The 20681-nt window shown below is 38.8% G+C and carries 16 protein-coding genes; 9 read left to right on the top strand and 7 right to left on the bottom strand.

Translation table 11 applies throughout. The annotated features are described in order from the left end of the window. Nucleotides 1-49: 49 nt before the first annotated feature. Nucleotides 50-508, bottom strand: coding sequence for a 50S ribosomal protein L9 (gene rplI / locus F8S12_RS15150; RefSeq protein WP_196516987.1), 459 nt, complete (start codon nucleotides 506-508; stop codon nucleotides 50-52). 182 nt (nucleotides 509-690) lie between these two features. Further along, the gene (gene gloB / locus F8S12_RS15145; protein ID WP_196516986.1) at nucleotides 691-1464 is read right to left on the bottom strand and encodes a hydroxyacylglutathione hydrolase; all 774 of its coding nucleotides are present in this window, start codon (nucleotides 1462-1464) and stop codon (nucleotides 691-693) included. Between the two features lie 417 nt (nucleotides 1465-1881). On the opposite strand from gloB, the gene F8S12_RS15140 reads away from it, so the two are divergent. Genes F8S12_RS15140 through F8S12_RS15100 form a run of 9 tightly spaced genes read left to right on the top strand, consistent with a single transcriptional unit; the run spans nucleotide 1882 to nucleotide 12307 of the window. Further along, entirely contained in the window at nucleotides 1882-2805 is a 924-nt protein-coding gene (locus F8S12_RS15140) for an alpha-1,2-fucosyltransferase (RefSeq protein WP_196516985.1), read from the top strand. A 48-nt stretch (nucleotides 2806-2853) separates the two neighbouring features. Then, entirely contained in the window at nucleotides 2854-3696 is an 843-nt protein-coding gene (locus tag F8S12_RS15135) for a hypothetical protein (protein WP_196516984.1), read from the top strand. 17 nt (nucleotides 3697-3713) lie between these two features. Continuing rightward, nucleotides 3714-4877 carry a glycosyltransferase family 4 protein gene (locus F8S12_RS15130; protein WP_196516983.1) on the top strand — a complete coding sequence of 388 codons (1164 nt, stop codon included), beginning with the start codon at nucleotides 3714-3716 and terminating at the stop codon, nucleotides 4875-4877. A gap of 41 nt (nucleotides 4878-4918) precedes the next feature. Beyond that, complete coding sequence (locus F8S12_RS15125) at nucleotides 4919-7168, top strand: ATP-binding cassette domain-containing protein (protein ID WP_196516982.1); 2250 nt, start codon at nucleotides 4919-4921, stop codon at nucleotides 7166-7168. A gap of 4 nt (nucleotides 7169-7172) precedes the next feature. Further along, complete coding sequence (locus F8S12_RS15120; protein ID WP_196516981.1) at nucleotides 7173-8384, top strand: glycosyltransferase; 1212 nt, start codon at nucleotides 7173-7175, stop codon at nucleotides 8382-8384. 37 nt (nucleotides 8385-8421) lie between these two features. Continuing rightward, the gene (locus F8S12_RS15115) at nucleotides 8422-9381 is read left to right on the top strand and encodes a glycosyltransferase family 10 domain-containing protein (RefSeq protein ID WP_196516980.1); all 960 of its coding nucleotides are present in this window, start codon (nucleotides 8422-8424) and stop codon (nucleotides 9379-9381) included. Between the two features lie 3 nt (nucleotides 9382-9384). Then, nucleotides 9385-10362, top strand: a complete 978-nt coding sequence (locus F8S12_RS15110; RefSeq protein WP_196516979.1) for an Npun_R2821/Npun_R2822 family protein — start codon at nucleotides 9385-9387, stop codon at nucleotides 10360-10362. Nucleotides 10363-10365: 3 nt separating this feature from the next. Next, the gene (locus tag F8S12_RS15105; RefSeq protein ID WP_196516978.1) at nucleotides 10366-11256 is read left to right on the top strand and encodes an Npun_R2821/Npun_R2822 family protein; all 891 of its coding nucleotides are present in this window, start codon (nucleotides 10366-10368) and stop codon (nucleotides 11254-11256) included. A 16-nt stretch (nucleotides 11257-11272) separates the two neighbouring features. Then, nucleotides 11273-12307: an Npun_R2821/Npun_R2822 family protein gene (locus F8S12_RS15100; RefSeq protein WP_196516977.1), complete on the top strand. Its 1035-nt coding sequence runs from the start codon at nucleotides 11273-11275 to the stop codon at nucleotides 12305-12307. 33 nt (nucleotides 12308-12340) lie between these two features. Here F8S12_RS15100 and F8S12_RS15095 read toward each other — a convergent pair whose 3' ends face one another. The 5 genes from F8S12_RS15095 to F8S12_RS15075 all read right to left on the bottom strand — a co-directional run bounded on the left by F8S12_RS15095 (nucleotide 12341) and on the right by F8S12_RS15075 (nucleotide 20414). Continuing rightward, a complete protein-coding gene (locus tag F8S12_RS15095; protein WP_196516976.1) occupies nucleotides 12341-13465 on the bottom strand; it encodes a glycosyltransferase family 4 protein in 1125 nt (374 codons plus the stop codon). A 306-nt stretch (nucleotides 13466-13771) separates the two neighbouring features. Beyond that, nucleotides 13772-14656: a hypothetical protein gene (locus F8S12_RS15090; RefSeq protein ID WP_196516975.1), complete on the bottom strand. Its 885-nt coding sequence runs from the start codon at nucleotides 14654-14656 to the stop codon at nucleotides 13772-13774. A 486-nt stretch (nucleotides 14657-15142) separates the two neighbouring features. Continuing rightward, the gene (locus F8S12_RS15085) at nucleotides 15143-15523 is read right to left on the bottom strand and encodes a hypothetical protein (protein ID WP_196516974.1); all 381 of its coding nucleotides are present in this window, start codon (nucleotides 15521-15523) and stop codon (nucleotides 15143-15145) included. Between the two features lie 29 nt (nucleotides 15524-15552). Then, nucleotides 15553-17277: an ABC1 kinase family protein gene (locus tag F8S12_RS15080; protein WP_196516973.1), complete on the bottom strand. Its 1725-nt coding sequence runs from the start codon at nucleotides 17275-17277 to the stop codon at nucleotides 15553-15555. 497 nt (nucleotides 17278-17774) lie between these two features. Further along, entirely contained in the window at nucleotides 17775-20414 is a 2640-nt protein-coding gene (locus tag F8S12_RS15075) for a M1 family metallopeptidase (protein WP_196516972.1), read from the bottom strand. Nucleotides 20415-20681 lie beyond the last annotated feature (267 nt).

The raw sequence follows: 20681 nt of genomic DNA, 5'->3' as shown, positions 1-20681 counted from the left end.
CTCCTGCTAGCTCATCCCCCTCTTCCCCCTCCTGACTCCTTCTTTGCAGTTAGCTAGCGACGACTTGAATATTAATTTGCGCTGCTACTTCCAAATACAGCTTGATTTCGGCTTGATAAGTACCAAGGTGGTTAATATCAGGGATGGTAATGCCACGCCGATCAACTTCTTGACCGGTTGCAGCTTTAATTGCATCTACAACATCTTGGGTAGTGATGGTACCGAAAATTGCTTCGTTTTCACCAAGTTGCTTGGCAATTATCAAACTGCCAACTTTTTCTAGAGATTCTTTTTGCTCAATAGCTTGTTGTCTGAGTTCTAATTGCCGTTGACGCTCTTGCTCACGACGGCGTTCTACTTGCTTGAGAATGCCAGCAGTGGCATGGGTTGCCAATTTCTGGGGAATTAGATAATTACGAGCGTAGCCAGGAGCTACTTCCACTAAGTCGCCAGATTTTCCCAGCTTGCTGATATCCTGATTTAAAACTAACTGCACGCGTTTCGCCATCGTTTTTCCTGTAAAATCTGATTAATTTGGGTTTGGGTAAAATAGCTCACAATGTCAATGCTGTATTCCAAGCTTTTTTGTCTATAACCCTAAAGCTTATAGATCCTAGCGAAAGGCAGGGGGCGATCGCAACTATTAGCGCTAAAAATTGATGAGGATTGGGTATTCTCCAATTCCAATGCCTAAAAGTTATTTCTCATTTCCCGGATGCGCGCAAAGGTTTGCACTGCATCGCTACTCTTGACAGCTGATTGTAATGTTCGCTGATCCCAACGTAAAAAGGGATTGGTGCGCTTTTCCACTCCCAGTAGTGAGGGGATAGTAGCTTCTCCTCGACTCCGGTAAGCTTTCACTTCATCGAAGCGCTTTTGTAAGTTGGGGTTGTCGCCATCCACAGTTAGGGCAAATTGCAGATTTTTTAAGGTGTATTCGTGGGCACACCAAACGCGTGTATCATCGGGTAAAGAGCGCAGTTTGCTTAAAGAGTCCACCATTTGGGTCGGTGTTCCTTCAAATAAGCGACCGCAACCGCCAGAAAATAGGGTATCGCCGCAAAATAAATCGCCTGTCTCTCCAGCTTTTTCAGGGGGAAAGTAATAAGCGATGTGAGCGCGGGTATGTCCAGGAATGAAGATAACTTCAGCTATGCGATCTGCAAACTCGACGCGATCGCTTTGTTGCAAAAATACCTGCTGTCCAGGAATTCTACCACGATCTTCGGCTCCTCCATAAACTATCACTTGGGGAAATTGTTCCATTAACTCTTTATTACCACCCACATGATCGTTATGGTGGTGCGTGTTCAAAATAGCTACCAACTCAGCTTTTAGCTCTGCCAGTTTCTTCAATACTGGGTGAGCCTCTGCGGGATCGACAACAGCAGCGATATTTTGTTTGTAGTCGTGTAACAAAAATATGTAGTTGTCTGAGAGTGCTTCTAAACGGATTACCTGCATTACCTCTGCCTCCCTTACAACATAGATGTTTGGTATTGAATAGCAATCTTCAGCTTCAGTAAGTAACTAGGCTACCTGCATCAACTATATCAAGTATTTATACTTTGTTCAGTACAAATGTAATGCGTTATTAGCATTATGATAATATACAACCGTAGTTATACGGTAACTATACAGAAAAACAGCAAAATGTATCTGGATTTATCAGTGAATTCTCTCTGGAAATAACCGTAAATACAAAGTTAGATTTATTTTGTTATTTCCTGTTATGCGGATACCCAAAAATCTCTTTAATTATAGTGGATATTTCCTTTCATCTTCTAGGTTTAATATCATTTAAATTCTATGTAGATTCCTTTATACATGTATGAAAGGTTGAGCAAATATTATCACTGTTCATTTTTATAGGTTTTATACATGTTAGTAATATCTGCAAAATCTGGACAACTAGGCAACAGGTTATTCTTATCTGCTAATTTTATAGCATTTGCCAGTGAAAATAATTTCACAGTTATAAACCCAGCATTTGAAGAGTATGCTGATTTTTTTAGCTCAACAGCTAAAGACTTTTTATGTTGCTACCCTTCTACACCATTTTCAATTGCCGGAAACCAATTGATACGTAAATACTATTATAATATCAATCGTTATTTAGCTGAAAGCGGACGTTTTAACACAATTAATATTAAGCGTGATCAACCCTTTAGCTGGAGTAATTCAAGCATCACAAAAGAGTTGAAAACAGGGTCAATTAACTTTTTTCAAGGATGGTTGTTTCGGGATGGATGGTTTGTAGATGATATATCAAATCTAAAAAAACATGGGGAAAAAATTCGTGCTTATTTTCAACCTTTAAAGAAGTATCAGTTAAATGTCGCAAAACTCATATCCAATATTCGTAGCCAGACGGATGTGATCATTGGAGTCCACATCCGTCATGGAGATTATCAGCAACATCAAGATGGCAGATTTTTTTATTTAGTTGAAGACTATTTAAAAGTTATGGAATCAGCACAAGCGCTATTTCCTAACAAAAAAGTGACATTTTTGATTTGCTCAAATCAAAAGCACAATGATGATTCTTTCAAAGATTTTTCTTATGTTTATGGCAATAATCATATAATTGAGGACATGTATTCTTTAGCTGAATGTGATTATATTATTGGCCCTCCTAGTAGTTATAGTATGTGGGCATCATTTTACGGTGAGCGACCCCTCTATATGATTAGGGATGTGAATAAAACGTTAGAAATCGGAGATTTTGTTCACTTTTACCAATGGCAAGGAGTTTTTTACCCTAACGAAGACTGGAGTAAAGGTGTCTGGGAATGGACACATTAAATTAGATTTACGGACTAGGATTAAAAGGAATAATTATTTAACTTATTTATGAAAACAGAAACTAGAGGATTTATTACAATTTTAACTGGACTTTACCCTTTTCAAGATTGTATTCATTTCTTAGCAGCGATTAGAAAGTTTCATCAGGAGCCAATCATTATTTTAATTGACCAGGTTCCAACAGTTCTTTATCCTTTACTAAAGGCTTTCAAAAATGTAATTTTAAAGCCAGCCCCGGCAAATGAAAATACTGTTTTAGCATCAAGGCAAGCAAAACTGGCTTTATATGCGGCCTCTGAGTTTGATAAAACAATTTACCTAGACTCAGATATTTGCTTACTTTCCGATATTAACGACGTATTTGAGTATTTAGATGAATATGATTTGCTATTAACTGAAGATGTGCAACCTTCTATTCTTAAAGCCACAAATTTGTTGCGTGGTAAGCAAGAAGACCTTTTGGCAAATGTTTTGCCAATTCTGCAATCTATAGGTTTACCATTGCAAGCAGATAGTGTGCAATATAATAGCGGTTTGATAGCTTTTCGGAAAACAGAAATTAACAAGGTGTTTTTTGACGAATTTCAACGTTATTTTGAGATTGTCAAAAACAACCAAGATAAATTACTTTTAAAAGACCAAGGAGCTTTTGCTTCTGCGATCGCATCTGTACGTCCTCATCTAAAAATCCTACCACCTACCTATAATTATCTCAGTAAATGGCAGGATGCTTATAATATTCAGGATCAAATTAAAGTTCTTCACTGTACCTATCCTTATCGCCCTCAATATGCAAAAAATATTACGCGTTCATTATACACAAGGATTTTTGACAGATTCGCTAAAGTATTGTTACCGAATCAAGTTACAAATCCTTGGCGCACTAAATAAAAATCAGTATAAAAATAGTGAAAAACTTTTCCAAGATATCGCTGTTAGTTTCCGATTTATCAAGTGCAGCTATTTTGCGTGCATACTTAATAGCAACAGCCCTAAAGAGTTTAGAATATGAAGTCGAAATTATGGGGTTTTTATTTGGAAATAACTTATATCGAAACCTACCATCCGAATTAAACGTTTATGATTTACCAGGCAAAGACTTCCCAGAGTTTTTTGGAGAAATTCGCAAATTTTTACCAAAAATAAATGGAGATATAATTTATGCTATCAAACCCCAACTAGCAAGTTTTGGAGTTGCCCTATTAAAGAAAATATTCACTAGAAAACCGTTAATTTTAGACATAGATGATTGGGAACTCAGTTGGCATGGTGGTGATAACTGGCATTATCGTCCTACACCCAAACAATTAGCTAGGGATTTGTTGAAACCAGACGGTGCACTCAAAAATCCTCATCATCCTTTATATGTGAAATGGATGGAAGGTTTGGTAAGTCGCGCTGATGCTGTGACGGTGCATACTAACTTTTTGCAACAGCGTTTTGGCGGTATATTTGTTCCTAATGGCAAAGATACGTCCTTATTTGATCCTGCTCAATATGATGCTGAGTCTAGCAGAAACCGTTATGGTTTATCTGAATATCGGATTTTAATGTTTCCTGGCGCACCAAGACCTTATAAAGGTTTAGAAGATGTTCTCATAGCGCTTGATAAAATTAATCAGCCAGACTTGAGACTAGTAATTGTAGGTGGTAGTCCTTATGATGATTATGATCAGCAACTTCAACAACAATGGGGGCGTTGGATTATCAAATTACCAAAATATCCAGCCGATGTTATGCCTGATTTGGTAGCAGCTGCTCACATTGTTGTTGTTCCCCAACGAGATACTCCAGAAACTCGTGCTCAATTTCCCCTGAAGTTGACAGATGGTATGGCAATGGCTAAACCTGTATTATCAACTCGTGTCGGAGATATTCCCCAAATTTTAGGTGATACTGGTTATTTAGTCGAGCCTGCTTGTCCTGAACAAATTGCTGAACAAATTCAATTCATATTTCAGAATTTAGAGTCAGCAAACCAGCAAGGCCTTAAGGCAAGAGAAAGATGTGTAGAACACTATAGTATAGAGGCTATGGCTTCTACACTCAAGTCAGTAATTGCTCAGTTGTGAATAATCTTAATAATTAAGTGAAATTGGCATAAAAATACCCAATGTCTACCAGAAAGCTACTACTAAGATTCGCGAAACCCTATCCAGGTTTAATTCTGCTGACAATATTGTTAGGATTTTCTGGAGCTTTATTTAATGGGATCAGCACAGCTTTAATTGTGCCAGTAGTTTTAAAAATTGTGGGGCAAGAAGTAGATTTAAGTACCGCCCCACCCATCCTTAAAACGATGCTTTCTCCCTTTGATAATACTCCAGAGACTTACCGGATAGGAGTAATGGCTGGGGCAATTATATTCACGATTATTTTAAAAAATTTAGCTACTTATGCCAGCGCCTTAGCATCCAGTTCTTTAACCAGAAAGCTGACTGCGGACATGCGAGAAACCGGATTAAGGCTATTACTAGAAATTGATATAGATTATTATGCCAAGACAAAGGTTGGTGATTTAATCAACCGGCTTGGTGGAGAAATTGGCAGGGCTGCAAGTTCTATAGGTAGTACAGTAAAGATAGTTATCCTGATAATCACAATTTTAGTTTTTGTCGGTTTATTGCTGTCAATTTCTTGGCAGTTAACAATTGCCGCTACATTTTTGTTGTTTTTGGTGACCTTAGTAAATCAGTATGCTATTTCTCGGTCTAAAAGTTTTGGGAAGCAGCTTAGTGAGATGTCTAAAGCATACTCAATCTCTGTACTAGAAACCCTGAACGGAATTAGGCTGGTAAAGGCGACGGGAAATCAAGAAAGAGAATATCAACGGATTAAAAAATTGATTCGCGATCGCGAATTAGCAGATTTCCGATCTCAAGTTAATTCCGAAGCGATCGCACCTGTGAGTGAGGTGATGGGTATTACAGCTTTGCTGCTAATTGTACTTTTGAGTAAAACCTTCTTTAATGAACAGGTTTCTTCTCTTTCCACTGTACTCCTGACATATTTATTAGTGCTGCTGCGAGTGCTGCCGTTGATTTCTCAGCTAAATACTATTCGTAGCAACTTTGCCAGTACCGCCGCCAGTGTGGATGTGACAAATGAGTTTTTAAGCTTGCACGATAAGCCATTCATGGACAAAGGTAAGCTTCCCTACACAAAATTACAAAAGGGAGTATCTTTTAATTCTCTTTGCTTTGCCTACCCTGGTCATGAGAAATTAGTACTCAAAGATGTAAATTTATATTTACCGCGTGGCACGACCTTAGCATTAGTAGGTGGTTCTGGGGCTGGTAAATCTACTTTGGCAGACCTTTTACCCAGATTCTACGACCCCATAGCTGGCAGTATTACCATTGACAGTACTGATTTACGGGAGTTCGATGTTATATCCCTGCGAAAGCGGATGGGAATTGTCAGTCAAGACACCTTTCTTTTCAATGACTCGGTGCAGAATAACATCGCCTATGGACGACCAGAGGCTACTGAGAATGAAATTCTGACAGCAGCCAAGCGGGCTAATGCATACGAGTTTATTAGCAAATTACCTCAGGGATTTGACACCTTTATTGGCGATCGCGGTGTGATGTTGTCTGGTGGACAAAGACAAAGATTAGCGATCGCCCGCGCCCTCCTCCAAAATCCCGAAATTCTGATTTTAGATGAAGCCACCAGCGCTTTAGATACCGTTTCTGAACGCTTAGTACAAGCTGCACTCGATGATTTGAGTCGCGATCGTACCACCCTAGTAATTGCTCACCGCCTTTCCACAGTCCAAAAAGCCAATCAAATTGCTGTATTAGAGCAAGGACAGGTAGTAGAGGTGGGAACCCATGAAGAACTTTTACAAAAGGGGGGTTACTACTCACGTTTGTACTCAATGCAATTTACTGAACGTCCTGAAACTGATACCAAATCCAATCAAAGCTTGCTCCGCATCTCTCACGAAATTCGTACTCAATTAAACTCAATGATTGGATTCATCCGCTTATTGCTTGATGATCTGGTAGATGATTCCCAAGAACGGCACGAATTAATTGAAGACTCTTACAAATCAGCTTGGAGAATTCTCAACATCATTGATGTTTTTGAGGATGTTATTAACTTACAAATTAAGGGGCAAACTCTCTCAATTTCTGACCAAAATCAGAATGTTATCAGTAACCATTATCAAACATTTAATCATATCTCCGTTGAGTTTCGGACTTCTCTTAACCTCATACTTAGCTCTCTCCGCTCTTTAGCTGATAATTTGGTATACACCACAGAAGAACAAAATGGATTAATTACTGAAAGTTATGAATCTGCTATGTATCTGCTCGATAATTTAGAAAAATTTGAAAATAGTATTAATGTCTAAAATTATGAAAAATCCGAATTTAAAAAAACACTATATTTTCTTTATTGGTGAAGAGCTACCGCAGCCAGAGGCTCACCTAGTGCAGTCTACAAATGCAGCTAACGCCGCCGCCAACTTGGGATATTCAACAGTTTTGGTATACCCGGAAAAAGGAGCAAAAGCTATGAATATAGCTAATCTAGCTCGTCCTTTTCAACCGAGAAAAACACCAATAGAACTTATTGAATATTACAACCTTCATGACAAGTTAAAAGTTGCTCCTTTACCGATGCCTTGGCCGATTGATCATTTTCCGAGCAAATTTACCAACTCTAACACCATTGCCAGCAAGTATTATTTACCATTTCATATAGTTCCAACTACTAAACTTGTCCACAGTCGCAACTGGAATTTTGTAAAAGCTGCGATTAAAAATGGCGTTCCCGCAATTTACGAACACCACCACCACGAAGACAAGGCATTTGAGCCAGAAATTGTTACAAATCCGTTGTTGCAAATTGTTGTCACAGTTGTAGACACAATCCGCGAAAGCATGATTAAAAATGGGATGCCACCAGAAAAATTAATTAAGCTGCATAATGGTTTTAATCAGTTGTTTATGCAGAGACAACCAGAAAAAGCGGCAAAATGGCGTCAAAAACTATTGCAAGACGAAAGCCAAAAATTGGTAGTTTATGCAGGAGCGCTACAGCAATTTAAAGGTATTGATGTCCTAATTGATGTAGCTAAAGAAATGCCCAATGTGCAATTTGCCTGTGCAGGGGGTAAGCCAACAGAAGTTGAATATTATCAGCAATTGGTAAAAGAAAAACAGGTTCATAATATTAAATTTTTGGGCTATATTTTGCATAATGAGTTAGCATCTTTGCTACAAGCAGCCGATGTTTTAGCTCACCCTCATTGTTCGGGAAAAGCGGCAACTTTCACATCTCCCTTAAAGCTGTTTGACTACTTCGCCTCTGGAACTCCTATTGTTTCCACGGAAATTCAATCATTAATTGAGTTTCAAGATACTCAAGCGATCGCAGCTTGGTGTGAGCCAGATAACCCCAGCAAATTTGCCGAATGTCTAAAGCGGGTTTTAGAAACTTATCCTAGAAAGATAGAAGGTTATCCAGATAGTATCGAATTTGTCAAGCAATTTTCCTGGGAAAATCGAGCGGCAAAAATCCTTAGTTATGTTGATAAATCTTTGTTGCCCCAACTGATTGCGTAAGGAAAATAGGAATAATTCATGATAAATAATAACTAAAATGACTATTACAACAGTAGGTATGATTAGCAGCTATCAAGGTTTAGAAACCAGAGCCGATTGGCTGTGGCAACAAACCCCAAATCAATTTGGAGTTTGGGGCAATATGCAAATGCAAGCACTAGCAGACAAACCAGATTTTCTGCTGATGTATCAATTTGATTTTCCCCAAGCATCACCACAAAAATCTTGGTTAGCTAGCTTACGCAAACGGCCGCAAAAAAAAGTAGTCAATGTTGATTCTCTACTGCGTGGTGTCAATAAAGAGCGGATTATTTATTTACTAAGAGAACCACCTTTAGATGAAGTTGTAAAAAAAGCTAATTATAATTACCAACAAGCCCAAAAGTATTGCGGCTACGTTTCTGGCCCAGATGATTTTGCTCCCACTCCTGACTATATGCCTGCGATTTGGTATCATTCAAATTCATTTCAAGATTTAAATGAAATGCCACCGCCCGAAAAAGTTGCCCCATGTAGTTGGATTACTTCTGGAATTAGCCGTACAGTCAACCATCGCCAGCGTTTAGACTTTTTGCAGTCCCTACAATCTAGTGGCATTAAGTTTGATTTATATGGGCGTAACTTACCAGAATGGGCTAAAAAGTCGGGAGAACTGGGTAACAAATGGTATGGCATGGCACCATACTATTACAATCTGGCGATTGAAAATTATGCTGATAATAATTTGTATGTGAGCGAGAAACTTTGGGATAGTTTGCTTGCTTGGTGTCTACCAATTTACTATGGTGGCCCGGCTGCTGATAAATTATTGCCACCGGGTAGTTTTTTAAGATTGCCGAGTTTAGATGAAAAAGGCATTGCCTACATCAAAGAAGTGACAGCTACACCTGATGCTTGGTATGCTGCTAAAGATGCGATCGCAGAAGCGCGTCAAATCATTTTACACAAATTAAACCTACTTAACTGGTTGTCAAACTTTGTTGATCAACACTTATAAATTATGAATGGTATTTGTACCCTTGGCAATGATTATGTTTTCGATCAACTGGTGGCTTTGCTCAACAGTATTGATGTTATCTTGGGTCCAGAAACTCCTGTTTGTATCTATCCGTTCGATGATCAGACACAGCGAATTGCTGACGAAATAGCTAACCGCCCTAATGTATTTCTTTACGATAATCAGGAATCAATCAATCGCTGGGATCAATTTATGCTAGAGGCCAGTCCTGCTAGTATGAACAAAAATAAATACAGAATTTATGGTGGTCATCGGCGATTTTGTGCGTTTGATGGACCCTTTGATCGGTTTGTTTATTTGGATGCTGATACTCTAGTAATGAATTCACTAGATTTGATTTTTCAGAAATTAGATGAATATAACTGTGTTGTCTACGATTTCCAGTTTAAACATCCAGATAAAGTTTATAACATTAGTTCGGTTAAACTACTACAAGTTTTTGATGAAAATCGAATCAGAACAGAAATATTTTGTTCAGGATTTTACGCTTCTAAAAAAGGCTTGTTTGAACCAGACAAATTAAATCAGCTATTAGCTAATTTGAGAGCAGGGGAGAGGGAAATACTCTATCCAACAGGAGACCAACCAGTTCTAAACTATATGTTTATGAGGTCTGGCATACCAGTTTATAACTTTGCCCATAACTTACCAAATCATCAAACTACAGGTAATTCTGTTACTTCTGATCATTTTGAAGAAAAAGATAAAATTCTTTATGACAAAGGGAATAGACTAACTTACCTTCATTACATTGGGATTCCTCCGAATATCAATCAAGCAGTCTGTGCTGGAGAAAATATTGAGTTTCCCTATCGAGATTTATTTCTCTATTATCGTTACCTAAAAGAACCAGAGAAGCGTCCAGTCTTTAAAAATCCTCCTAAGAGTTATAATGACGCTCTAACACCAAACTTACTTACGAGAGCTTTGCGAAAACTTAAGTTAATTAACCAAGGATAATGTATGAGTAGGGGAATTTATATTGTTGCCAATGACCGTGTTATTGATAATGCTATTGCCTTACTCAATAGCATTCGTTTCCATGACCGAGAAGTTACTATTTATCTCATACCTTTTAATGAGAATTATCACAAGGTGGCAGAGCAGCTCGCTACTTTACACAACGTCCAAATTTTCCCAGATTTAGAACTTATTGATAAATTTACCAAACGGATAGGAGAAATTTTTGATAAAGATTTCCTTGCCTTACCCAACAAAATGCGTAAATTGGTGGCGTGGTTTGGCCCTTTAGATGAGTTTATTTATATTGATACTGATATTGTCGTTTTTGAAAAAATCGCCGACAATTTAGACAAACTTTCAGAAGTCGATTTCTTCTGTTGTGATTACCATCATGCCAATGACAAACTGCGAAATATCTTTTCCCCATTTGTGAAAGAGCAGCAAATTTTTTCCGATGCTCAACTTCAAGACGTTTTCAACAGTGGCTTTTGGGCTTCGAGAAAAGGAATTATTACCGAAGAACAGATGGATGAAGCTTTGCGCGAGTGTGCAGCCCATCGAGAATATTTCGATTTTTCGGAAGGAGTTACAGACCAACCAATTTTAAATTATCTTGTTCTCAAACTAATTTCTAAACGTGGTAATCTCGTCAAAATTCCTGGGGGAGGGCCTGGTAGTTGGGCAGGTTCACAAAATTTTCAACAGCAAGAATACGCTTTATATGACCGAGGACAACGACTAAAATATCTCCACTGGGCTGGTACGCGGATGAAAACTGGTAGTCCCTATTGGCAATTATGGGAACACTATCGCTATCTCCATGAAGGAAAATTTGCTTTCATCTCCAAACTAACTCGCCGTTTCTTTCCTTTTGTTGTTGCCCGCACTTAATATTAGGAGTATCCCAATGATTGATGGCATTTACATCCTAGCAAATGATGTTGTCTATGACCAACTAGTTGCGTTGCTTAATAGTATAGAAGCTAATGCTGGTAGGAAAATTCCTATTTGTATACTTCCATATAATGAACGGCTAGACAAAGTAAAGGTAGAGATTGCATCTAGAGATAATGTTACCTTATTTGAAGATTCTGATGTCATAGCTTACTGGGATAACTTTGCCATCCAGATATGGAAAAATTATCCCAGAGCACAAAAAACTTGGCGAGAGTGGGGCTTTCCAGAACTCTATGAATTACCTATGCACCGCAAATTTTGTGCTGTGGATGGCCCTTTTGATAGATTTATTTATTTTGATGCAGATACGTTGTTAATGGGGCCCATAGATTATGTATTTGATAAATTAGACACCTATGATTGGGTAGTTAATGATTTTCAGTATAAGTCGGAATTAAAATTTATTTTCGATGGCTCTCCAGAGCAGATACAGCAAATTTTTAACTCAGAAAAATTGCAGGCTCAAGTATTTTGTGCTGGTTGGTTTGCCACGAAGAAAAATATTTTTTCTCCAGCGATAAGAGCGGACTTACTCGAAAAATTAATCTCAGGTGAAGCTGATGTCATGGCTTTTTTAGCACCTGACCAATCTTTATTTAACTACATGGTATTGAGAAGTGGTATCTCATATTATAACTTTGCTTACCATGACTCGGAACAAGCAACTGGTAACCACTGGAGTTCTCAATTTGATGTAGTAGATAATATCTTATACGACCAAGGGCGGCGGTTAACATACTTACACTACATGAGCATAAGTTCATCAAGTTTTACTAAACTTTGTACTGGTGAAGATGTTAGTTTTCCTTACCGAGACTTGTTTTTGTATTATCGGTATTTAAAATCTCCAGTAGACAGACCTCAAAGCTTTAAGCGTCCCACTCTGCTCACACGGTTACAAAATACTACTAAAAGTTTTCTGAACCAAAGAGCTAATAATATTAAGCTGAAGTATCGCAATTTTAAGGATAAAATTACTCAATAATTGAGCAAAAATTAACTTAAAAGTTTTTTTTGTTCAATTAGTTAACATGCGAATCATCTTAACATAGCTTGGCAGCAATTTATCCCAGCTAAAACGCTCATAAATGAAGTGATGACGCTGATAAAATTTAGATTTATCTTCATTTTCAGATAGTATTTGACTAATTAAATCTGCCAAACTTCCTTTGTGTGTAAAATCGCCAAAATACCCTTTATTTTCAAAGATGTAACGGGTAACGCCATAATCATGAACCATACAGGGTAAGCCGTATGACATTGCCTCTAAAAACACCCTTCCTAATCCTTCACTGACGGAAGCTAACACGAAAGCATCTGCAATTTTGTAGTAATTTGCAACTTCATGAGAGGCTACAGTTCTGACTTGAAAATTTTCAGCACCTAATAAGCTGTTACCCAGTTCAATAATTTCGGGTGAATTTCCATCCTGGTGGCCTAGCAGCAAAAGGTAAGGACGTGGTTCAGGTAAACTAGCAACTTCACGAATTAAATAATCCATGCGCTTATGGCTTTTACTGATATAACCTACTGAAAGAATTAAAGGTGTTTTCTCTGGTAGTCCTAGTTTATTTCTTAAAGCCTCTTTTTCAGAAGGCAAAAGTATTTGTAATTCAGCAGCTATTTCCGCCCCAGAAGTAACTAAAGTCTGTTTTTGAGCAGATATCCCTGCTTTTAAACAATTCTGAAGATGTTGAGGTGCAATTTGTTGTATGAGGTCACAGTTATTAAAAATGTGAGCCTTTGGTCGGACTGGGCCACCATTACGAAAGAGTAATTTATAGCTTTGTTTGGTTAAACGCCGCCAATGTGCGAGGAGATTACCAATATCATTATCACTAAAGTAAATTACATCTGGTTTATCGGTTTGGATGTGTGGTATGAGGCTGAAAAAAAAGGATATTTGTTCTATTAAATAGGCACTAGTTTTAGTGTACTTAGCTATCCTACAGGCTGTTCTGGTATGACGGGGCAAATTCCACAAAGGAATTTCTTTTGCTTTTGCTTTTCCACCACCTTTAAAAAGGATTATATCTAGAGAAGGTTCTTTTGATAGTGCCTGAAATGCTTGTTCAGCAAAAGACTCATATCCCCGCATAACGCGACCCATACCTGTACATATCAAAAAGACTTTAAGTTTCATTATTTTAATCTTTAGTTAAAATAATAGGTTTCAAAAAACAGATGTACAACTTATACCACTTTTTGGTTGTGGTGCGATACACCATAAGTAATAGAACCAAAATGTTTACAGTTATTGCAAGCGAATCGAAGCAATCCCAACCCTTGCGATTGCTTCTCTACGAGACGCTCCGCTAACGCTCGCAATGACATTGTGTAATTAATTCTGTCTGACTACTTAATAAGGGAAAGGGGCAAGATTAATGTATTCCATCCACATGAAAAATGCTGTAATTATTTTACAGCATAAATACCTTGCATTTGTTGATTAGCGGTAATAAAAATTAAAGTTACTCAATGTCGCAAGTCTTAAACATAAAGAACGATAGTAATAACCAGTAAATTTATTCAGTTTACGCACGAGCTTTTGGAAAATTGAATTTTGGCGGTACTCAATCGCTTCGTGCTGCTGAAAATATATCAGCGTTTCATCTGGATTTGCTTGTCCCTTTTTGATTTTCTGGTATTCTACCCAATCCTTGAAATAAACAATACCCTCCATAGCATCCCATCGAACTGGTAATCCAGCTTTAGCAGCAGCTAATCCGATTGCATAACCCTCAGCACCATAAAAACCATTTAACTCACAGTAAAGTGCAATGGTTTCCCAGTGCTTGAGAAATTCGATTTCATCCCCATTTTGCCTTGTAACTACAAATAACATTTCCATCACAAACTGGATATTAGTATCTTCTAAATCCAGTTCCAGCTTTTGTGCTAGCTTGCTTAGAATGTCCAAATCTCTAATTCTATTTGCTTTATGAGCATCATTTACGGAATTAATATATTCTTGATTGTGTTTAACAATACTGGTACAACTTCTTGCTGTTATGCCAGGAAGCCATTTTATATCTGGTTGTAACTTATCTAATATTCTGATATCTGCATCGACAAATATACAAGTATTAAACAGTGATATTGCTTTGGCAATTACAAACCTTTTATCGTGGTAACAACCAATGCTCTGTTGTTCATGTTTAAATGCTAAAACATTAGGATGTTTTTTAAATTCTTGTGGTTTATCTGTTAAGACAATTAAGTACATTCCTGGAGAATGTTTTTCAATATCTTGAGCTAAGAGGAAAGCATGAGAGCGATATCTTTTACCCAAAGCTAAAGTACAAAAACAAACTTCTGATTTTTCTTGGTTCATAAGGGTCTATTTTTTAAATAGAATTTAACTTAAACTAACATCAAAAATACGTTTAGAGGTTGTTTGAAAAGTGTTTTGCTGTGACTTTAAGCACTTTATAGATCCCCCCTAACCCCCCTTAAAAAGGGGGGAACCGGAATCAAAGTCTCCCAATTTATCGGGAGATTTAGAGGGAGCTAAAACTTTTGATACCGACAAGAGGACTTTTCAAACATCCTCTTATATACAGCAGAATTATACAGCTTCTTCCGATTTCAATCAAACACTATATTCACATATATAATGCGGGTACTGACTACTGTAATAGTACTTATTTTTATTAGATTGCTAAATTCCATATAAGTTTTAAGATGTCTGAAGACATGATTAATTGTATATAAATACTCACCATTGTTGGTGAATATTTAGGTTGATTTGTATATTAGTGAAGTGTCTTAGATTTGAATACAGTCTAGTTAATAAAAACTAAACCATATTGTTTTAAATCTATGCCATAGGATCAGAATCTAAATCTAGAGATTGCATCCCTTCGCGTTCTATAAATATCATCATACTTCCCAACTGCAACCACACTAATAAACAAGTAAACAGACTAATTGGTAGACCAACTGCTAAAGCGAGGAAGGAAGGAAAGCCAAATATCTCTAAACCTGAAGAGAGAAATAGACAAGTACCGCCAGTTATACCGATAAATGGCACTAACAATTGTTTCAGTGAAGAACGCGGTTTAATATTTTCTGCGCGATCGCTTGGCCATTTCTGCATAATTACTTTTAAAGTACCAGATAATGCTAAACCAGATGTTAATGCTATTAGAAAACCAACAAGTAATAGAAAATAAGGCGGTTGCAGAGGAAAATAGTACATTAAAACTCCTGATTTATATTAAAGATTTTTTAGTTTTTGTTTGCTAAGTAGTTTTCAGCAAAAGGCGTAAGGGATGTAGCTCTTGGGAGGATAGCAGCTGCGCCTTCTCTGGATAACTCTGTCAAAATACCGATCGCTATATTTAATAAACGATCCGGTTTTAAGTCATCTTTAACCAGGTTCCACAGACGTTGGATATCTTCGGTGTGGAGGCGGTCATCCTCGGTGATAGCAAGCACTAGTTGTCGCCGGAGAAACTTGCCTTCTTCCGAAATTAAATATTGGAACCCCATCTGCGCTGTGGGCAATACATCAAAGTTGCTATCAGTACGAGCGATCGCAATCAAATTTTCTAATCGCTGCCACTGAAATTTACCATCTTTGAATAACACATTCAATAATCGTCGCCGTAATTGGGGCGATTCTCCTGTCAGCAACTGCCGTGCTATGTAGGGATAACCCACTTCAACAATTTTGAAATCTGGGTTGAGGCTAAGGGCAATACCTTCTTGAGTCACCAAGGAACGAATAATCAAGGCAAACTTTGCCGGCACTCGAAAAGGATATTCATACATCAGTTCCGAGAACTCATCGGTAATAGTTTTGAAGTTAAAATTCTTGACGTTTTTACCAATGGCGTTTCCTAGCACCGCTTCTAATGCTGGCACAATCGGGCAAATATCGGTGTCTGGAGTCAAAAACCCTAATTTTACAAAATCTTCGGCTAAGTCGGTGAAGTCTTTATTCACCAAATGTACTAGGGCATCTACCAGTGTTTCTTTGGTGGTTTCCTCCAACTGATCCATCATGCCGAAGTCAATATAAGCCATACGACCATCAGGTACAGCAAACAAATTGCCGGGATGGGGATCAGCATGAAAGAAGCCGTGTTCTAAAAGCTGTTGCAATCCTGAGGTAACGCCAATTTGAATGATCGTCTCTGGGTCTAAACCTGCTTCACGGATGCGTTTGGTGTCTGTCAGCTTGAAGCCGTCAATCCATTCTAGGGTTAAAACGTGGGTATTGGTATAACGCCAGTAAATGCCTGGAACTTTAACTTGCGGGTCGTTGCGAAAGTTGCTAGCAAATTTTTCGGCGTTGCGGCCTTCATTAATATAGTCGATTTCCTCAAATAATTTCGTGCCAAACTCGTCCACGATTAAAGTTAGGTCGTGGCCGAGATTCAGGGGTAACCAAGGAGCTACCCAACTCGCCGCCCACCGCAATAGGTAGAGGTCGCGTGTGAGAATCGGGCGTAAGTTGGGGCGTTGAACTTTTACTGCTACTTCTTCGCCACTAATCAGACGACCACGATATACTTGACCCAAGCTAGCAGCAGCTACCGGGTTAGGTGATAGCTCACTAAAATTTTCGTGGATGGGACTATCTAGTTCAGTTTCAATAATTTGGTAAGCGATCGCATTATCGAAAGCTGGCAACTGATCTTGCAACTTCACCAGTTCTTGTAAGAAATCTTTGCGTATCAGGTCTGGTCTTGTGGAAAGGGCTTGACCAACTTTAATGAAAGTCGGGCCGAGGCGGGTGAGCAGTTCTCGTAACTGGATAGCTCTCTTAGCCTTGTTCTGCTCAACTTTATCTTGCCATTCGTCCCACTTGAGACTGAGTATAAATCCTGCAAAAGACCAGATAATTCTCAGCAATCGCCCCCAGGCTAGCCAGGGACGGTAACTATAGTAGCGAGCGATCGCATCTGGATTATAAAGTTTTAGCTCGGCAGGTTGATACTGACCCACGCCTTTATTTGCCTCTTCGACTGGGAAATTTACATTGATTGCTTGTCTCCTGACCCACAAATTAGTTGCAGTTACAGGATAACGGTAGTCTTTTATCTAAAACAACTAGAACTTTACCCTTTTGGGATACTGTTCGAGGCGATTCGAGCCTATATTTAGTGCCTAGATTTGTTTATCTTTATTCTTAATTATACTTTATATAACTACAACTACTTACCTGTCTTTTCGATGATTTTATCTTTTTTTAACTATATTTTATGTTAAGTATAAATATTTACCTATATGTACAACGTCAATTAAATAATAAGATCCCGGACTGCTGTGAGAAGTCCGGGATCTTGGTATTATGTTTATTTATACCTTGCATTTAAGTGGAAAATAAAATATTCTATGTCTCCACGATAAAAATTACAGCGTTAACTAAAACCTTGGTAATTGGTAGTGATTTTGCCACAATTACCAATTACCAATTAGCTACTTTTAATTATCATGTCGTGCTATTTAGATTTGGCCTCCAAGTTTTCTAAACGGCTTCTCAATTCCTGGTTTTGTTGTTTGAGTTGGTCGAAATCTTCACGCAATTGACGCAGGTTTTTTTCTGAACCAATGTTTTTTTGCACCTTAGAAATTTCTTCTTCAGCATAGCGACGTACACGCCCATCGGCTGTTTGGTCAACTAGCGATCGCAAAATCCCAACTGCTTTGGGTGTTTCCATTTGTCCTAATGATGCTGCTACTGACACTTGCGTTAAAAAGAAGGTTTCTTTGGCTAGTTCTGTTAATTTTTCTAAAATCCGTTCCAAATTAACCGGGCTTTGACCTACAGAAATCTTTCCTAAAGCGCGAATTGTGGCTAAACGTAGGGGTTGTGGTACACCGAGTTTGGTGTATTCGATCAGCAGATTTAAAGCTGCTTCCGAAGTTTTGAATTCGGCTAAACCAGCGATCGCACCACTCCGCACGACTTCATTCCAACCCGCTTTTTCTTCTAAAACGCCTTTCAGCAGCTTTAATACTTTATCTTCCTTGGGTTTTTCTTCCAAGTTTGCAGATGCTATTGCTCCGATCACACGAGAAGCTGCTGCTTCCACATAGTAGCTGGGATCGCCTTTTTGTAACAGCCCTTTCACAACTTTATAGCTTTCAGCAGTTTTGATTTGAGCAAGTGCTTCCACTACAGATCGTCGCACATAAGCATTCTTATCTTTTAACCCAAGAACTAAGCCCTCAAAGGCTTGATCTAAATTAATTTGGGCTAGTTGTTTCGCCATTTCCACACGCACACCTCGCAATGAATCATTTTTTAGCGACGCAGAAAGTGCAATGGTAGCTTCTAACCCACCTTTTTTCGCCAAAGCTTCGGCTGCATAAATGCGCGAGATCGGATCGGGATCAAATTCTAACTGTGCTTTTAACTCTGGTATTGGATATTCCAAAGCTACTGTTTTTAGGTAATTATTTCCAACATCAAAGCTAATAAATTGGGGCTTATTTTCTAAGGGAAAGTAGAAACTTTGTTCACGTTCATTTACCCGCACGGTGAAAGTTTTGAGTGCTGAGTCCTGAGTGCTGAGTTTTCCATTACTCCTAACGCCTAACTCCTCACTCTTCACTTCTTGTTGCGTATAGCCAAAACCAATAGGTATTTTTAAATCAAACAAATCCTTGCTGCCATTTTTATCTTCAGCAGCTTGGGTTTGAGTTACTGTAATTTTTGCCAAATTAGCATCGCCATCCCAAGAGTAAGCTACTTTAAAATCGGGATGACCGCCACGATAAACGTATTGGTCAAAGAGGAACAAAAGATTACGTCCGGTTGCCTTTTCAATCGCCCTGAGTAAGTCTACTGTTTCTACGGTTTTGTGGGCATTATCTTGGACAAATGTTTGGATGGACTGCCAAAATAATTCATCTCCTAATTGGGATCGAATCATGTGATAAACACAAGACCCTTTTTCGTAGATGTGGCGATCGTAAAGTTCAATAGCTTCTCGGTAAACGTGCGTTACCATCGGCCGGCGGTAGCGGCTGCTATCTTCACTAATGTAACGACGAGCTTCCAATAAACGATAGTAAGCTGCTTCTTGGAGACTATATTCCTGTTCTGTCCACATCACTTCAGAATAGGAAGCCATTCCTTCCTTAATCCAAGCATGAGACCAATGCTTAATTACCACCAAATCACCAAACCATTGGTGTGCGAGTTCGTGGACGACTAAACTTTCAGTATTACGGTTATCTAAGGCGGCGCGTTCATCCAGCAAGCATCTATCGGTTAACAGAGTTGTGGAAGTGTTTTCCATGCCGCCAAAGATGAAGTCATCGACGCAAACTTGAGCGTATTTCGGGAAAGGATATGGATAGCCATACTTTTGGCTCAAAAATTCGATCATCCGGGGAGTTTTGCCCATGCTGCGTTTAGCATCTTCCTCCCGTCCTTTTTCTACGTAGTAGGTGACTGGTTTCCCCTTCCACTCATCCCGAACTTCCGCAAAGTCACCTACTGCCAAAGTCATTAAGTAGGTAGGATGAACTTGTTGCTGTGACCAATGGTAGATTTTGTAATCACCATCTTCTGTGGTGTTAATTAGTTCGCCATTAGAAATAGCCACCAGAGGGTTGGGAACACGAACGCGAATTTCCGAAGTAGACAGTTGTCCGGGATAGTCAAAGCAGGGGAACCAAAAGCGAGAGTCTTCGTCTTCGCCCTGAGTCCAAACTTGAGTGGGCTTGTTTGGGTAGTGCTTGTCTGGTTGAATAAAATAAATACCGCGTTGTGGTTTTGTTACCGAGTAGGCGATCGCAATCAACAAGCCTTTACCAATCTCGGTCGCCTCAGAAAGTTGAATGGAAAGCTGTTCCCCGTCGTAGTCAAAATTTTGTGGCACTTCATCCACCTGCACAGACTCGATATTCAGGTTGACAGCATCCAAAGTCAATCGGTCAATGCCATTACGGATTGGTAAGAGGCGAATGCTACAACTGCCCTGATAGCAAAGCTTTGGAATATCCAAGCTGAGATCGAGAAAAATATGCTCTACCTGTCCGGGGCGATCGGGGTTGTAGTGTGGTCTTGCTCCCGGTAACTCAAAAGCTTTTTGTCCGTTATTATCTGTATCAAAATAAGACTTCGACATTGATCCTTACTGACCTTGTAATCCTGAAAAGTCTGGCTTGGCTGGTGGATGTAGTCCTGAGTGCTGAGTCTTGAGTCCTGAGTGAATTAAGAAGTACCCAGGATTTTGTACTTTAGTTTTAGCCCCTTGTAAGCGGTCTTTCAACTCAGCACGGGCTAAACGCCCCGCTATCGCTAACGGAACTTAGCACTCTTCGTTTTTCCTGATAATTTGCACTTTTTTGTCATCGGGTCAAGAGTCTCTTGCACCTCGATAGATTCTCCTTAA

Source organism: Nostoc sp. WHI (genome assembly GCF_015714725.1).
Lineage (GTDB): Bacteria > Cyanobacteriota > Cyanobacteriia > Cyanobacteriales > Nostocaceae > Nostoc.
This window is presented reverse-complemented; position numbering and strand designations above follow the sequence as displayed.

Excerpts from the sequence above, each read along its gene's own strand:
- F8S12_RS15095 (WP_196516976.1), bottom strand. The coding sequence starts at position 13,465 with ATGAAACTTAAAGTCTTTTTGATATGTACAGGTATGGGTCGCGTTATG.
- F8S12_RS15120 (WP_196516981.1), top strand. The coding sequence starts at position 7,173 with ATGAAAAATCCGAATTTAAAAAAACACTATATTTTCTTTATTGGTGAA.
- F8S12_RS15140 (WP_196516985.1), top strand. The coding sequence starts at position 1,882 with ATGTTAGTAATATCTGCAAAATCTGGACAACTAGGCAACAGGTTATTC.
- rplI (WP_196516987.1), bottom strand. The coding sequence starts at position 508 with ATGGCGAAACGCGTGCAGTTAGTTTTAAATCAGGATATCAGCAAGCTG.
- F8S12_RS15125 (WP_196516982.1), top strand. The coding sequence starts at position 4,919 with ATGTCTACCAGAAAGCTACTACTAAGATTCGCGAAACCCTATCCAGGT.
- F8S12_RS15090 (WP_196516975.1), bottom strand. The coding sequence starts at position 14,656 with ATGAACCAAGAAAAATCAGAAGTTTGTTTTTGTACTTTAGCTTTGGGT.
- F8S12_RS15100 (WP_196516977.1), top strand. The coding sequence starts at position 11,273 with ATGATTGATGGCATTTACATCCTAGCAAATGATGTTGTCTATGACCAA.
- F8S12_RS15085 (WP_196516974.1), bottom strand. The coding sequence starts at position 15,523 with ATGTACTATTTTCCTCTGCAACCGCCTTATTTTCTATTACTTGTTGGT.
- F8S12_RS15075 (WP_196516972.1), bottom strand. The coding sequence starts at position 20,414 with ATGTCGAAGTCTTATTTTGATACAGATAATAACGGACAAAAAGCTTTT.
- F8S12_RS15135 (WP_196516984.1), top strand. The coding sequence starts at position 2,854 with ATGAAAACAGAAACTAGAGGATTTATTACAATTTTAACTGGACTTTAC.
- F8S12_RS15115 (WP_196516980.1), top strand. The coding sequence starts at position 8,422 with ATGACTATTACAACAGTAGGTATGATTAGCAGCTATCAAGGTTTAGAA.
- gloB (WP_196516986.1), bottom strand. The coding sequence starts at position 1,464 with ATGCAGGTAATCCGTTTAGAAGCACTCTCAGACAACTACATATTTTTG.
- F8S12_RS15105 (WP_196516978.1), top strand. The coding sequence starts at position 10,366 with ATGAGTAGGGGAATTTATATTGTTGCCAATGACCGTGTTATTGATAAT.
- F8S12_RS15110 (WP_196516979.1), top strand. The coding sequence starts at position 9,385 with ATGAATGGTATTTGTACCCTTGGCAATGATTATGTTTTCGATCAACTG.